Source organism: Flavobacterium sp. 2 (assembly GCF_049949195.1).
In the GTDB taxonomy this organism is placed as follows: domain Bacteria; phylum Bacteroidota; class Bacteroidia; order Flavobacteriales; family Flavobacteriaceae; genus Flavobacterium.
The window spans coordinates 1,877,378-1,890,182 of record NZ_CP188206.1 but is presented as its reverse complement, the minus strand read 5'-3'; the positions used below and the strand labels follow the sequence as shown (position 1 = coordinate 1,890,182).

The window sequence follows — 12,805 nt, the reverse complement described above, 5'->3', positions numbered from 1 at the left end:
AATTTTCGTGAATGGATATCCATATGATATTTTAGATTGTTGATTTTAGATTTTAGAATTATTTGATTGACACATTTTCAAATTGACTAATTAGCCCTCTTTCTGATTTCTCCAGTTCTTTTATCAAATCCGTACGGACAATGACGACAACCGCTTTTGCAGCAGTAACCACGTTTTAAGTGGTGTTTTTCAGTAAAGCATTTGTAACCTTCGGGCGTATAGTAAAAATCTTCACCTTCGATTAATTTATTTTCATTACTTTGCTCTTTCATAAATCTGCTTCGGGTTTTTGTTTCATTATTCAAAAATCAAAAATAAGTATTTGATTGAGATTTTAATGAAATCAAATAATTTTATAGCTACAAATTTATAAATTTTACAGCCAATGTTTCTGATTGTTGCCAAATATTTAATTCCGAAAGGATATCGAGGAATGGCTGTTTTTCCGTTTGTTTTGGTGAAATATGATTTTGATAAAACGAATGGCGTTTTCGTAAATCATGAAAAAATCCATTTAAGACAGCAATTAGAACTTTTAGTAATTCCGTTTTTTATCTGGTATTTTTTAGAATATCTAATTCGTTTAATTCAATATAAAAATGGGGCTTTAGCGTATCGCAATATCAGTTTTGAAAGAGAAGCTTACGCCAAAGAAAATGACTTAAAATATTTGAAAAACCGATCATTTTTTCAGTTTTTACATTACATCAAATTAAAATGAATTCAAATTTCAATCAACATATTTCCATTGATTTTCCGAATGATATTTCGTTGACAATAAAACGGGAAGATCTTATTCATCCTTTTATTTCGGGGAATAAATTCCGAAAATTAAAATACAATTTGCTTCAGGCAAAAGCCGAAAAAAAAGATACTTTACTGACTTTTGGAGGTGCATTTTCGAATCATATTGCAGCGGTTGCCTTTGCTGGAAAAGAACAAGGATTTAAAACGATCGGAATTATTCGAGGTGATGAACTTTTTGATAAAATAGAAGAAAATCCAACTTTGAAATTCGCTCAGGAAAACGGAATGCAATTTGAATTTGTCTCAAGAGAAGAGTATCGTTTAAAAAGTGAAATTTCATTTTTAGAAAAGTTAAAAGATAAGTTTGGTGGTTTTTATTTGGTTCCCGAAGGCGGCACAAATGAACTCGCTGTGAAAGGTTGCGAAGAGATTTTGACAGACGAAGATTCAGGATTTGATTATGTCTGTTGCGCTGTAGGAACCGGTGGAACCATTTCAGGATTAATAAATAGTTCTAAGGAAAATCAGAAAATTTTAGGGTTTCCGGCGCTAAAAGGTGACTTTTTAAAGGATGAAATTCGTATTTTTGCAAAAAAAGATAACTGGGATTTAATTTCTGACTATCATTTTGGAGGTTATGGCAAAATAAATTTAGAATTAATCGAATTTATAAATGCTTTTTTTGAAGAAACAAAAGTGCCCTTAGATCCAATTTATACAGGAAAGATGGTTTTTGGCGTTATAGATTTAATCAGCAAAAATTATTTTCCTGCACATTCAAAAATTTTACTTATTCACACAGGTGGATTACAGGGAATTGATGGAATGAATATAAAGTTGAAGCAGAAAAAATTACCAATACTCATAACCAATGATTAAAAAAATTGTATTACTTCTCGTAATATTAGCCTTAGCAAGCTGCTCATCTAGCAAGCCTGCCATCGCGACGACTAAAAAAGCGGCAGCAGTTCAAGCCAGAACAGCTTCAGTTAAAAGAAGTAATCCTGCCAAGCCAATCGGTAAAAATTATCCTTCTACAAATAATACAACTGAAGTTATTCAATCGACTTCAAAAACAGTTGTAACCAGCGATTTAGTTAATTCTTATATTTTGCAGTATAAAGATATTGCAATGGGAAATATGCAAAAGTATGGTATTCCTGCCAGTATTATTTTGGCGCAGGGTATATTAGAATCGGGTGCAGGAAAAGGAGATTTGGCGGTCGATGCCAATAATCATTTCGGAATTAAATGTCATAAAGATTGGCTTGGAGAAAGTGTTCGCCATGATGACGATGCAGAACAAGAATGTTTCAGAAAATATAAAGAAGCCTCAGAATCGTATCGCGATCACGCTTTGTTTTTAGTTGGAAAAAAGAGATATGAATCTTTGTTTACTTATGAAAAAGACGATTACAAAGCTTGGGCAAAAGGACTGAGAGCTTGTGGTTATGCAACAGATCCAAATTATCCGGACAAATTGATAAGCTATATTGAACGTTATAATTTGCATCAATATGATTGTCAGATTACGGGAAAAAATTATGTTGCAATCAATAAAACGGCCCCACCAAGAAAATCATCTTATGATGTGAATTCTGATCCAAAGATAAATTTAGATTCAAACGACCCGAATTTATACGAAGTTCAAAAAGGAGATACGCTATATTCAATTTCAAAAAAATTCAATTTATTGGTCGATGATTTAAAACAAAAAAACAATCTCACTGATAATGCGATTTCAATTGGACAGAGACTTAAAGTGAAGTAATTATGAATTGATAATTAATAATTAAAAATTATCAAGAAATCTATAATAAAAAATGTTATATAAAAGAAGTAGTCAGCTTTTTGCTGAAGCAGAAAAAGTAATTCCGGGAGGAGTAAATTCACCAGTTAGAGCATTTAAAGCAGTTGGCGGAACTCCAATTTTTGTAAAAAGTGCCAAAGGTGCTTATTTGTATGATGAAGACGGAAATAAATTAATAGATTATATCAACTCTTGGGGACCAATGGTTTTAGGCCACGCTTATCAACCAGTTGTTGATGCGGTAATCGAAAAAGCAAAACTGGGAACTTCGTTTGGAATGCCAACAGAATTGGAAACAGAAATCGCAGCTTTAGCCGTTTCTATGGTTCCGAATATTGATAAAATTCGTTTTGTAAATTCAGGTACAGAAGCTTGTATGAGTGCGATTCGTTTGGCTCGTGGCTTTACAAAAAGAGATAAAATTATCAAATTTGCAGGCTGTTACCACGGACATTCTGATTCATTTTTGATTCAAGCCGGAAGTGGAGCAGTAACTTTTGGATCTCCAAATAGTCCAGGCGTGACAGAAGGAACTGCGAAAGATACTTTGTTGGCGAAATACAATGATTTAGAAAACGTAAAAACGTTAATCGAAGCTAATAAAAGCGAAATTGCAGCGATTATTATCGAAGCAGTTGCAGGAAATATGGGATGTATTCCGCCTGCAAAAGGTTTCTTAGAAGGTTTAAGAGAATTGTGTACCGCAAACGGAATCTTATTGATTTTTGATGAGGTTATGACAGGTTTTCGTTTAGCTCGTGGTGGTGTTCAGGAATTGTATAATGTCAATGCGGATATTGTAACTTTCGGAAAAGTAATTGGAGGAGGACTTCCGGTTGGAGCTTTTGCTGCACGTGAAGAAATCATGAATTATTTAGCGCCTCTTGGACCAGTTTATCAGGCAGGAACATTATCTGGAAATCCGCTTGCAATGGCAGCGGGATTAGCGATGTTGCAGGCTTTAAATAATGACCGCGAAATTTTTACCCGTTTAGAAGAAAAAACAGCGTATTTAGAAGCAGGAATCGACAGAGTTTTGAAAGCAAATAATGTTGTTTTTACCATCAATAGAGTAGGTTCTATGATTTCTGTTCACTTTGATGCAAATCCTGTAACCGATTTTCAAACTGCTGCAAAAGGAGATAATGAAACGTTTAAAAAATTCTTCCACGGATTGTTACAGGAAGGTGTTTATATTGCACCATCTGCATATGAAACTTGGTTTATTACCGATGCTTTGACGTATGAAGATTTAGATTTTACAATTAATGCAATCGACAAAGTTTCGAAAACATTTTAAATCAAATAAAAAATATTTCTCAAAGGTTCAGTTTTATCAGCTGAACCTTTTTTTTATTATTATAATACTTATTTTGTAGTTAATAAAAAGTTAATGAAGATGTATTGTCTTGTGTTATTGTAATCAAAAATTATTTTTGTTTATCAAATAACCATTAAACCTGCAATAAATGAAGAAATTTTTCATTTTATCTACAATAGCGGCATTTGCGCTATTTCCAACAAACCAATTTGCCCAATCGAAAAAGAAAAAAGACGAAACTCAAACTGCTCCGCCAGAAAAGAAACCGGAATCAACAATTAAAGAATACAGCAAAGTAATTACAAAAGATGCTGTTTCTGATGAAGGACTTTTTACGGTTCACAAAGTGGATAAAAAATACTACTTCGAAATTCCGAATAAATATTTAGATAAAGATATGCTCTTGGTAAGCAGATTAGCAAAACTACCTTCGAATTTAGGAGGAGGTTATGTAAATGCTGGATCTGAAACTAATGAGCAATTGATTGTTTGGCAACGTTTTCAAGATAAGATTCTGATCAAATCAAAATCATATAATTCGGTTGCAAATGATGCTTTGCCTATCAGCATTTCAGTTAAATCAAACAATTATGAGCCAACATTATTTGCTTTTGATATTGTAGCTTTCAGCAAAGATTCGGCTAATACTGTAATTGATGTAACCAAATTTTACAGTACAGATGTGAAAGCAATCAGCGGAATTTCGGCAGAAATGCGCGAAACATACAAAGTAAAAGGTCTTGATGATTCTAGAAGTTTTATCAATAAAATTAAAAGTTTTCCAATGAATATTGAAGTTATTCAGGATATGACTTATAATGCTTCAAAACCATCAATGTTGGAGGATACAGAATCGATCAGCATTCAGATGAATCAATCGATGATTTTATTACCAGAAGTTCCAATGCAGCCTAGATTGGCAGATCCGCGAGTTGGCTTTTTCACTGTTAGTCAATATGATTATGGCAGCAACGAATTGAAATCAGATTTAAAAACTTATATCAGACGTTGGAGATTAGAACCAAAAGATCCGGAAGCTTATGCAAGAGGAGAATTGGTTGAACCAATAAAACCAATTGTATATTATTTAGATCCTGCCACTCCTGAAAAATTGAAAAAATACATCAAGCAGGGAATTGAAGAATGGCAAAAACCTTTTGAAACTGCCGGATTTAAAAATGCCATTATTGCAAAAGATGCACCGACAAAAGAAGAAGACCCAGATTTTAGCCCGGAGGATGTCCGTTATTCTGTGATTCGATATGTTGCAAGCACGACTAGAAATGCAGTTGGACCAAGTGTTTCGGATCCTAGAACAGGCGAAATTATTGAAAGTGATGTTATTTGGTATCACAATCATTTACGTTCATACAGAAACCGTTATTTGCTTGAAACTGGAGCAGCAAATCCATCGGCAAGAACTTTGCAGACAAGTGATGAAGAAATGGGGGAAATGATGCGAATGGTAATTGCACACGAAGTAGGACATGCATTAGGATTTCCGCACAATATGGGAGCAAGTTCATCATATGATTGTGAAAGTTACAGAAACGGAGCTTTCACACAGGAAAATGGTATTTCTCCAAGTATAATGGATTATGCGCGCTATAATTATATTGCGCAGCCTGGAGATCAAAATATTCGTTTTATTCGAAAAATGGGTGCTTATGATCATTATGCGCTTAATTGGGGTTACAGAGTAATTCCGAATGCGAAATCTCCTCAAGATGAAAAAGCAACTTTAGATAAATGGATTTTAGACAAAGCAGGAAATCCAATTTATAAATTCGGAAAGCAGAGCAGTTCGTTTGATCCTTCTTCTCAAACAGAAGATATAGGAAATAATTCAATGAAAGCCAGTACATACGGAATGAAAAATCTGGAATATGTGGCAAATCATTTGAGTGAATGGACCAGTAAAGTGACAAATGATTATGAAGATTTAAGCGAGTTATACAAAGAAATGTTAGATGTTTGGGGAAGATATGTCGGGCATGTTGTAACAAATGTCGGAGGTGTTTATGAAAATACGAAAAATCCAAATCAGACCGGAAATGTGTATGAAGTTGTTCCAAAAGCAAAACAAATTGAAGCAATGAACTGGCTTCAAACAAATGCTTTTGCATCGCCAACTTGGATTGTCAATATCAATACATTAAAAAATACAGGATATGCAGGTTATACGGAGACTTTCAGAAATATTCAGGTTCGACATTTGAACAATTTACTGAGCCTGCCTCGTATTGGAAGATTAATGGATAATGAAATTCTTGGTGCAGATACTTATAAAGCTTTGGATTTCTTCAAAGATCTTCGAAAAGGAATTTGGAAAGAAGCTGCATCAACAACGAATGTTACTATTTATCGCAGAAATCTGCAAAGAGCTTATATTGATAGAATGGGTAGCTTAATGACAGAAGAAATTAAACCTAATGACCGATCTACAACCTATTATAATGCTGCACAATCTGATCTTAGAGCTTTGGTTAGAGGAGAATTAAATACTTTGAAAAAATCACTTGTAACGGCGAAAGCGACAGCAGTAAATACAGAGACAAAATACCATTATGAGGATTGCATCAAACGAATTGATTTGATTTTAAATCCAATTAAATAATTATAATATAAAAACAAAAAAGAGGCTTTTAAAGCCTCTTTTTTTATGAAAGTAAATTAGTTGCTTTCATCTTTGTATTCTCTCATTTTTTCTCTTGCCTTGTCTTTGTTTTCCTCCTGAATTTTTTTCCATTTAGTGTATTGATCAGCATTCAGAATCGATTTCATTTTAGCGTCGTTTGCGTCTCTTTCAGCTAACATGTCTTTTTTAAAGGTTTCTCTTTCAGCAGCAGTTAGTTTAGTTCCATTTTCTTTATTTGCTTGACGAGCTTCTCTTAGTTTTTCTGCTTTAGCGCTTCGGTCGGCTAAAAGCTGTTTTACCTGAGCTTGCTGATTAGCATCTAAGTTTAATTCAGAAGTTAATTTTTTCAGCTGTTTTTCATTACGCTGTTCAGGCGTCATTCTTTCTCTTTGGTCACGTGCTGGCTTTTGATCCATATCTTGTGCAAAAGATGCTACTCCAACAAATAACATAGCGGCGATAAATAGTTTTTTCATGATTAAGTTTTTTTAATTGTTATATCGATTAGACTTCATCAAATTCATTAGGTTTAATTTTCTCTAATAGATTTGCATTTTATTTAACATATTGATTTGTAATTCATTAAAACGTTAACAAGAAGAGCAATAGTATCGAAATAATTGCTTATTTTTAAAGTATTAAGATGTTTATGAACTTAGAACATGATTATGATGAGCTCAAATACTCCATTAAATAATAAAATAGCTTTTTTCTCAACCCAGCCTTATGATAAAGTTTTTTTCAATAAATACAATAGCGATTTTGGTTTTGAGCTGGATTATTTTGAAACACAGCTAAATCTTCAGACTGCTGTTTTAATCGAAAATGCCAGCATTGTATGTGTTTTTGTAAATGATATTGTAAACGAAGCCGTAATCAAACAATTGGCCGAAAAAAACGTAAAAATTATTGCTTTGAGATGCGCTGGTTTTAACAATGTCGATTTAGAAGCGGCTAAAAAATACAGCATAAAAGTCTGTCGTGTTCCGGCTTATTCACCGCAGGCTGTAGCCGAACACGCAATGGCCATGATTTTGACCTTAAACAGAAAAACTCATAAAGCTTATAACCGAGTTCGTGAACAAAACTTTTCCCTAAACGGCTTGTTAGGTTTTGACTTGTTCGGAAAAACAATCGGAATTATTGGAACGGGAAATATCGGTAAAGCATTCGCTAAAATTGCGTTAGGTTTTGGCTGTAAAGTTTTGGCATATGATATTGTCGAAAATGATGAAATGATTAAAGATGGAGTTTCGTTTGTTGCTTTAGAAGAGATTTTTAGATCAAGTGACATTATCTCGCTTCATTGCCCGTTAAACGATCAGACGAAGCACGTAATTAATAACACGTCAATTTCTTTTATGAAAGAAAGTGTTATGATAATTAATACCAGCCGTGGCGGATTAATTGAAACTTCATCTGTTATTGAAGGTTTAAAAGAAGGAAAGATTGGTTATTTAGGAATTGATGTTTACGAACAGGAAGAAAAACTGTTTTTCAGAGATTTATCAGCCGATATTATACAGGATGATGCCATTCAGCGATTAATGAGTTTTCCGAATGTTTTGGTAACGGCGCATCAGGCATTTTTTACCAATGAGGCTTTGACGCAAATTGCTTTAGTGACTTTTAATAATATAAAATCGCTTTTGGAGAAAAATGACATTGAAAACAAAGCAGCACTGTTGGTTTAAATTGTCAAATATTTTTCGTAATTTAATTAGCTGTTAAGGAAAATGTAGATTTTAAAAATTTCAGATTATGAAAAGTAAAATTCTAATTTTAATCGGAATTCTGGCGTTTTATTCCTGCCAAAATAAAAATGAATCAAAAAATATAATTAAAACTATTGTTCAGGATACTTTGTCAAAAACTGTTGGCGGAACAGCTAATTTAAGCGATGCGCCTTCAAGAGATGATAAAGCAGTTGAATTGATCAGAAAGCAGTTAAATATTTTGCTGGAGAAAGATTTGCCTGCGATGACAAAAGCAGACCGATTTTTTTATTATCAAGCTTTTGATTTAAACAATGATGATAAAAACGAATATTTCGTTGGCTTTTCAAATTCGTATTTCTGTGGAAGCGGCGGCTGTTCTGGTTATATTTTAAATAATGATGGAAGTCTAATAAATCGCTTTTCAGTAACCGATTATCCAATTCTTATAGCGAATACATCCACTGAAAATTTTTCTGATTTAATAATAGAAAGCAACCGTGAGTTTCATATTGTAAGAATGAAAGATGGGAAATATCCATCAAATCCTTCTGTTCAGGAAATTTGGAAAGGTGTAACTCCAAAAGAAAGCACTAAGGTTTTGAATATTACGGATAAAAAAATGGAGAAGTATTCGTTTTAAGCTTTAAATATAAAAGGAGCCATTTAGCTCCTTTTTTTATTAATCAAATGAAATGTAATTTCCTTCGTGAAGATCTATTTGATATTTAACTTTGAATTCTTTTCTTTTTGATGACACGCTTGCTTGTTGTGCAATTCTTTTATGGTTGTCAAAACAAATTATAGCATTTTTACTTTCAACATTAATTGAGTCAATTTTCTTTAAATAAAATTTAATAGTGTTTTCTAATTGTGCAATACCTTTTTTTCGTCGAACTGATAAATTTTCGTCTGTTGCTTTTATTTCAGTAAAATAAATACAATTATCATTAAGGATAACATAATCGCGTTGCCCACCTTTAATGCTTTTCATAACACAATCATCATTTTGAATGAAGTTGTATGATGACTTTGTATTGTTTTGAATATGAAAATGATACTTTTCAGTAGCATCTACAAAAACACCTTTTTTTAATTTCGGATCTTCAAAAACAAATGCGTGTTTATTAGCAATGACGGTTATGCAATTTTCTTCGATTTGAGGAAATGCTTCTCGAAGTTTATTAATCATAAATCTAATAATTTATTAAATTCATCTGCAAAACTATCAGAAACTCCATCAATCATATTTTCAGAAATCTGTCCTAATTTATCATTCATAATCTTTTTCGCTTTTCCATTTTTCAATTCGTAAGCAATAAAGTTTTTAGGGTTTAACCAAGATTCTTTTTTTATAATTTTATTTACTTCTTTTGGATTTGTTTGTCCTTTATCATAAGCAAGTAATAAGTTGTTTATAGATGCTAAAACAAATGGACTATGAGTTGTAAGAATTAAATTTTTTCTGTCGAACAAACAATTTTTAACTAAATATTTAATTAATTCATGTTGTGCCTTTGGATATAAATTTAATTCAGGCTCTTCTACCACAAAATTGAAATTGTATTTTTCTTTTAATGATTTCGAATATTCTACAAGTAATAAGATTGGTATTATAGATTGTAATCCTGATGCAGATTCTAACAAATCTATTTTCTCATTTTCATTGTGATAGATATATGAGGTTTGTCCTTCCCTCTTGTACTTGAATTTTTTATCGATAATAGCTAATGGTAGTTCTTTTATTGTTTGAACAGCTTTTTCATATTCTTGCCCGCTATTTAATAGGTATTTTGGAATCTGGATATCATTGTTTATTAATCCTAATATATTGGTAGAGATAATTCCTAAAATATTTCTTTCTGTAGGTATATAGATTGAATCATATAAGAATATATTTGGAAAACAATTAATTAAGGTTTCGTAAAGCTGAAAATAACTCTCGGTTTCTTTTTCTTTGTTTAAAATATCTAAAATTTCATCTGCTAAATATCCTTTAAAAGACTTTCTGTTTTCTGGATTGTAATAATAGCTTATAAACTTAGTCTTCTGTTTCTTTTCTGGAAAAAGATTGAGAATTTTTGTTTCAAAATTTGGATCATAAGATTCACAATGCTCAATGCTCCAGTAAATTGATAATTTAAAAGCTATAATCGTTATATCTTTTGTAATAAAATGATCTTTAGGTTTTATTTCTTTGAAAAGCTCAATTGAATGAGGGGCTGTTTGCTTTTCAAATTTACTAGATGAAAATTTTAATGTAAATGGAAATACACTTTCACTATTTTTATATTCAATAAAAGTGTTTTCATTTAAGTAGGAGTAAATATTGTATTTATGTAATTCTGTTTCAAAAGTTGCTTTTGAGCTCCTTCTAAAATCATCATCTTCAAATATTGAAATTAATTTAGCCAAAGTACTTTTTCCAGAAGCCTGTGCCCCAATAAAAGTTACCATTTCTCTAACTTCAATATTAATATCTTTTAGGGGTCCGAAATTTTTAACAATAAGTTTTGCTCTTTCCATGTTTTCAAAATTAAGGAAAATATTTATATATGAAAAAGGAGCTTCAATAAAAGCTCCTTTTTTAATTTTGTATGATTTTAAAAGAATTTACCCCACCAATTCAACAAATTTAAACTCGCCGTCAACGACAACTTTAGTTAAACCGTGTTTTGATAAGTTTTTCATAGACGCATCCCATTTTTTACCGCTTAAGTTAGCCGTAACTTTAAGTTGTCCTAATTCCATTTTATTTTCATTTCCTTTCAACAAAGTAATGATAATTTTTTCTTCGTCAGACAATTCAATCTGAGCTAATTTTTTCTCCGGACGCATTTGCGGGAACAATAGAACTTCCTGAATAGAAGCGTTGTTTGTCAAATACATAATCAAACGATCCATTCCAATCCCCATTCCGGAAGTTGGTGGCATACCGTATTCAAGTGCTCTTAAGAAATCCTCATCGATAATTCCGTTTGCTTCATCATCACCTTTTGCTGCCAAACGCATTTGATCTTCAAAACGTTCTCTTTGATCAATTGGGTCATTTAATTCAGAATAAGCATTTGCAATTTCTTTACCACAAACCATTAATTCAAAACGTTCCGTCAAATCTGGATTATCACGGTGCTCTTTACAAAGCGGTGACATTTCTTTAGGATAATCAGTAATAAAAGTTGGCTGAATATAATTTCCTTCGCATTTAGCGCCAAAAATCTCATCAATTAATTTTCCTTTACCCATTGTTTTGTCAACCTCGATTCCCATTCCTCTTGCTGCTTCAAACAATTCTTCTTCTGTTTTTCCTGATATATCAAAACCAGTAAAATGTTTGATAGAATCTGTCATCGTAACACGTGCATAAGGCGCTTTAAAGTTGATTTTGTGTTCGCCAAAAGTAACTTCGCTTGTACCATTTACTGCAATCGCACAATGCTCCAATAAACCTTCAGCAAATTCCATCATCCAGTTGTAGTCTTTGTAAGCTACATATATTTCCATTGCGGTAAACTCAGGATTATGTGTTCTGTCCATTCCTTCGTTACGGAAGTTTCTAGAGAACTCATAAACACCTTCAAATCCACCAACAATTAATCTTTTTAAATATAACTCATTCGCAATACGCATGTAAAGCGGAATATCAAGCGAGTTATGGTGCGTAATAAATGGTCTCGCCGAAGCACCACCAGGAATTGATTGCAAAACCGGAGTGTCAACTTCCAAATATCCAGCGTCATTAAAATAACCACGCATCGCGCTGAATAACTTTGTACGTTTGATGAAAGTTTCTTTAACCTGTGGATTTACAGTTAAATCTACATAACGCATTCTGTAACGCAATTCAGCGTCGTTGAAAGCATCGTGAATGTTTCCTTCTTCATCAACTTTTGGCAATGGTAACGGACGCAATGTTTTACTCAAGAAAGTAAATCCGCTCACGCGAATACATTTTGCACCAACTTGCGTTGTAAACAATTCACCTTCAATACCAATAAAATCACCTAAATCAGTTAATTTTTTGAATACCTGATTGTATAAAGTTTTATCATCACCTTCACATAAAACATCACGATTCACGTACAATTGAATACGTCCTTCGCTGTCTTGTAATTCAGCAAAACAAGCTTTACCCTGATCACGAACACTCATCAAACGTCCAGCAACGATAACCTTCTTACCCTCCTCAAATGTGTCCTTTATCTGCTTCGAAGTATGATTTACAGGAAAAAGATTAGCCGGATAAGGATTGATTCCTAAGTTGCGTAAGTTCTGAAGTTTTTCTCTTCTAATGATTTCTTGTTCTGATAATGCCATTTTGTGCTCTGTTTTTTAAGTGTGCAAAGATAGTTTTTAAGTCGCAAAGTTGCAAAGTCATAAAGTCTAAAGTTTTAGAAAAGAGTAATGTTTTTTATTAGAAGCAGATAAAACGGTTTTTTATTGGCTCTTGTCCCGCTATTCGCTTGTATCTTTTCCTTCCGCCACGGCGGAAGAAAAAGGATACCGCTTCTATCGGGGCTAGATTAGAAATTTTTGTTTTCAAAAGATGTTTTTAGTTGGAATGTTTATTCTTA

The 12,805-nt window shown here is 32.6% G+C and carries 12 protein-coding genes; 7 read left to right on the top strand and 5 right to left on the bottom strand.

Annotated features, from left to right (window positions below; all coding sequences use genetic code 11):
• Positions 1 to 86: 86 nt before the first annotated feature.
• Entirely contained in the window at positions 87 to 272 is a 186-nt protein-coding gene (locus ACNFIH_RS08055; RefSeq protein ID WP_035651923.1) for a DUF5522 domain-containing protein, read from the bottom strand.
• A 113-nt stretch (positions 273 to 385) separates the two neighbouring features.
• Here ACNFIH_RS08055 and ACNFIH_RS08050 point away from each other — a divergent pair, with 113 nt between their 5' ends.
• The 5 genes from ACNFIH_RS08050 (at position 386) to ACNFIH_RS08030 (ending at position 6,495) form a co-directional block, all read left to right on the top strand.
• Positions 386 to 721, top strand: a complete 336-nt coding sequence (locus ACNFIH_RS08050) for a hypothetical protein (protein WP_035651925.1) — start codon at positions 386 to 388, stop codon at positions 719 to 721.
• Positions 718 to 1,626, top strand: coding sequence for a 1-aminocyclopropane-1-carboxylate deaminase/D-cysteine desulfhydrase (locus ACNFIH_RS08045; RefSeq protein WP_426486216.1), 909 nt, complete (start codon positions 718 to 720; stop codon positions 1,624 to 1,626). The genes ACNFIH_RS08050 and ACNFIH_RS08045 overlap by 4 nt, the downstream gene beginning before the upstream one ends.
• Positions 1,619 to 2,518 (top strand): glucosaminidase domain-containing protein, encoded by a 900-nt coding sequence (locus ACNFIH_RS08040; protein WP_426486215.1) that lies wholly within the window; start codon positions 1,619 to 1,621, stop codon positions 2,516 to 2,518. The genes ACNFIH_RS08045 and ACNFIH_RS08040 overlap by 8 nt, the downstream gene beginning before the upstream one ends.
• 52 nt (positions 2,519 to 2,570) lie before the next feature.
• Positions 2,571 to 3,857, top strand: a complete 1,287-nt coding sequence (hemL, locus tag ACNFIH_RS08035) for a glutamate-1-semialdehyde 2,1-aminomutase (protein ID WP_426486214.1) — start codon at positions 2,571 to 2,573, stop codon at positions 3,855 to 3,857.
• Between the two features lie 169 nt (positions 3,858 to 4,026).
• Positions 4,027 to 6,495, top strand: coding sequence for a zinc-dependent metalloprotease (locus tag ACNFIH_RS08030; RefSeq protein WP_426486213.1), 2,469 nt, complete (start codon positions 4,027 to 4,029; stop codon positions 6,493 to 6,495).
• Between the two features lie 56 nt (positions 6,496 to 6,551).
• Here ACNFIH_RS08030 and ACNFIH_RS08025 read toward each other — a convergent pair whose 3' ends face one another.
• Complete coding sequence (locus ACNFIH_RS08025) at positions 6,552 to 6,992, bottom strand: hypothetical protein (RefSeq protein WP_426486212.1); 441 nt, start codon at positions 6,990 to 6,992, stop codon at positions 6,552 to 6,554.
• 192 nt (positions 6,993 to 7,184) lie between these two features.
• Here ACNFIH_RS08025 and ACNFIH_RS08020 point away from each other — a divergent pair, with 192 nt between their 5' ends.
• Both ACNFIH_RS08020 and ACNFIH_RS08015 read left to right on the top strand, forming a co-directional pair.
• Positions 7,185 to 8,210 carry a 2-hydroxyacid dehydrogenase gene (locus ACNFIH_RS08020; RefSeq protein WP_426486211.1) on the top strand — a complete coding sequence of 342 codons (1,026 nt, stop codon included), beginning with the start codon at positions 7,185 to 7,187 and terminating at the stop codon, positions 8,208 to 8,210.
• A 67-nt stretch (positions 8,211 to 8,277) separates the two neighbouring features.
• On the top strand, positions 8,278 to 8,874 hold the full coding sequence (locus ACNFIH_RS08015; protein ID WP_426486210.1) for a hypothetical protein: 597 nt from the start codon (positions 8,278 to 8,280) through the stop codon (positions 8,872 to 8,874).
• Between the two features lie 39 nt (positions 8,875 to 8,913).
• On the opposite strand, the gene ACNFIH_RS08010 is transcribed toward ACNFIH_RS08015, so the two are convergent.
• The 3 genes from ACNFIH_RS08010 to lysS form a co-directional block, all read right to left on the bottom strand.
• A complete protein-coding gene (locus ACNFIH_RS08010; protein ID WP_426486209.1) occupies positions 8,914 to 9,423 on the bottom strand; it encodes a hypothetical protein in 510 nt (169 codons plus the stop codon).
• Complete coding sequence (locus ACNFIH_RS08005; RefSeq protein ID WP_426486208.1) at positions 9,420 to 10,757, bottom strand: AAA family ATPase; 1,338 nt, start codon at positions 10,755 to 10,757, stop codon at positions 9,420 to 9,422. The genes ACNFIH_RS08010 and ACNFIH_RS08005 overlap by 4 nt, the downstream gene beginning before the upstream one ends.
• Positions 10,758 to 10,844: 87 nt before the next feature.
• Positions 10,845 to 12,548 (bottom strand): lysine--tRNA ligase, encoded by a 1,704-nt coding sequence (gene lysS / locus ACNFIH_RS08000; protein WP_426486207.1) that lies wholly within the window; start codon positions 12,546 to 12,548, stop codon positions 10,845 to 10,847.
• Positions 12,549 to 12,805 lie beyond the last annotated feature (257 nt).

What these genes read in the sequence shown, in the direction of transcription:
- ACNFIH_RS08055 (WP_035651923.1), bottom strand. Translation starts at nt 272, where the DNA reads ATGAAAGAGCAAAGTAATGAAAATAAATTAATCGAAGGTGAAGATTTT.
- ACNFIH_RS08050 (WP_035651925.1), top strand. Translation starts at nt 386, where the DNA reads ATGTTTCTGATTGTTGCCAAATATTTAATTCCGAAAGGATATCGAGGA.
- ACNFIH_RS08045 (WP_426486216.1), top strand. Translation starts at nt 718, where the DNA reads ATGAATTCAAATTTCAATCAACATATTTCCATTGATTTTCCGAATGAT.
- ACNFIH_RS08040 (WP_426486215.1), top strand. Translation starts at nt 1,619, where the DNA reads ATGATTAAAAAAATTGTATTACTTCTCGTAATATTAGCCTTAGCAAGC.
- hemL (WP_426486214.1), top strand. Translation starts at nt 2,571, where the DNA reads ATGTTATATAAAAGAAGTAGTCAGCTTTTTGCTGAAGCAGAAAAAGTA.
- ACNFIH_RS08030 (WP_426486213.1), top strand. Translation starts at nt 4,027, where the DNA reads ATGAAGAAATTTTTCATTTTATCTACAATAGCGGCATTTGCGCTATTT.
- ACNFIH_RS08025 (WP_426486212.1), bottom strand. Translation starts at nt 6,992, where the DNA reads ATGAAAAAACTATTTATCGCCGCTATGTTATTTGTTGGAGTAGCATCT.
- ACNFIH_RS08020 (WP_426486211.1), top strand. Translation starts at nt 7,185, where the DNA reads ATGATGAGCTCAAATACTCCATTAAATAATAAAATAGCTTTTTTCTCA.
- ACNFIH_RS08015 (WP_426486210.1), top strand. Translation starts at nt 8,278, where the DNA reads ATGAAAAGTAAAATTCTAATTTTAATCGGAATTCTGGCGTTTTATTCC.
- ACNFIH_RS08010 (WP_426486209.1), bottom strand. Translation starts at nt 9,423, where the DNA reads ATGATTAATAAACTTCGAGAAGCATTTCCTCAAATCGAAGAAAATTGC.
- ACNFIH_RS08005 (WP_426486208.1), bottom strand. Translation starts at nt 10,757, where the DNA reads ATGGAAAGAGCAAAACTTATTGTTAAAAATTTCGGACCCCTAAAAGAT.
- lysS (WP_426486207.1), bottom strand. Translation starts at nt 12,548, where the DNA reads ATGGCATTATCAGAACAAGAAATCATTAGAAGAGAAAAACTTCAGAAC.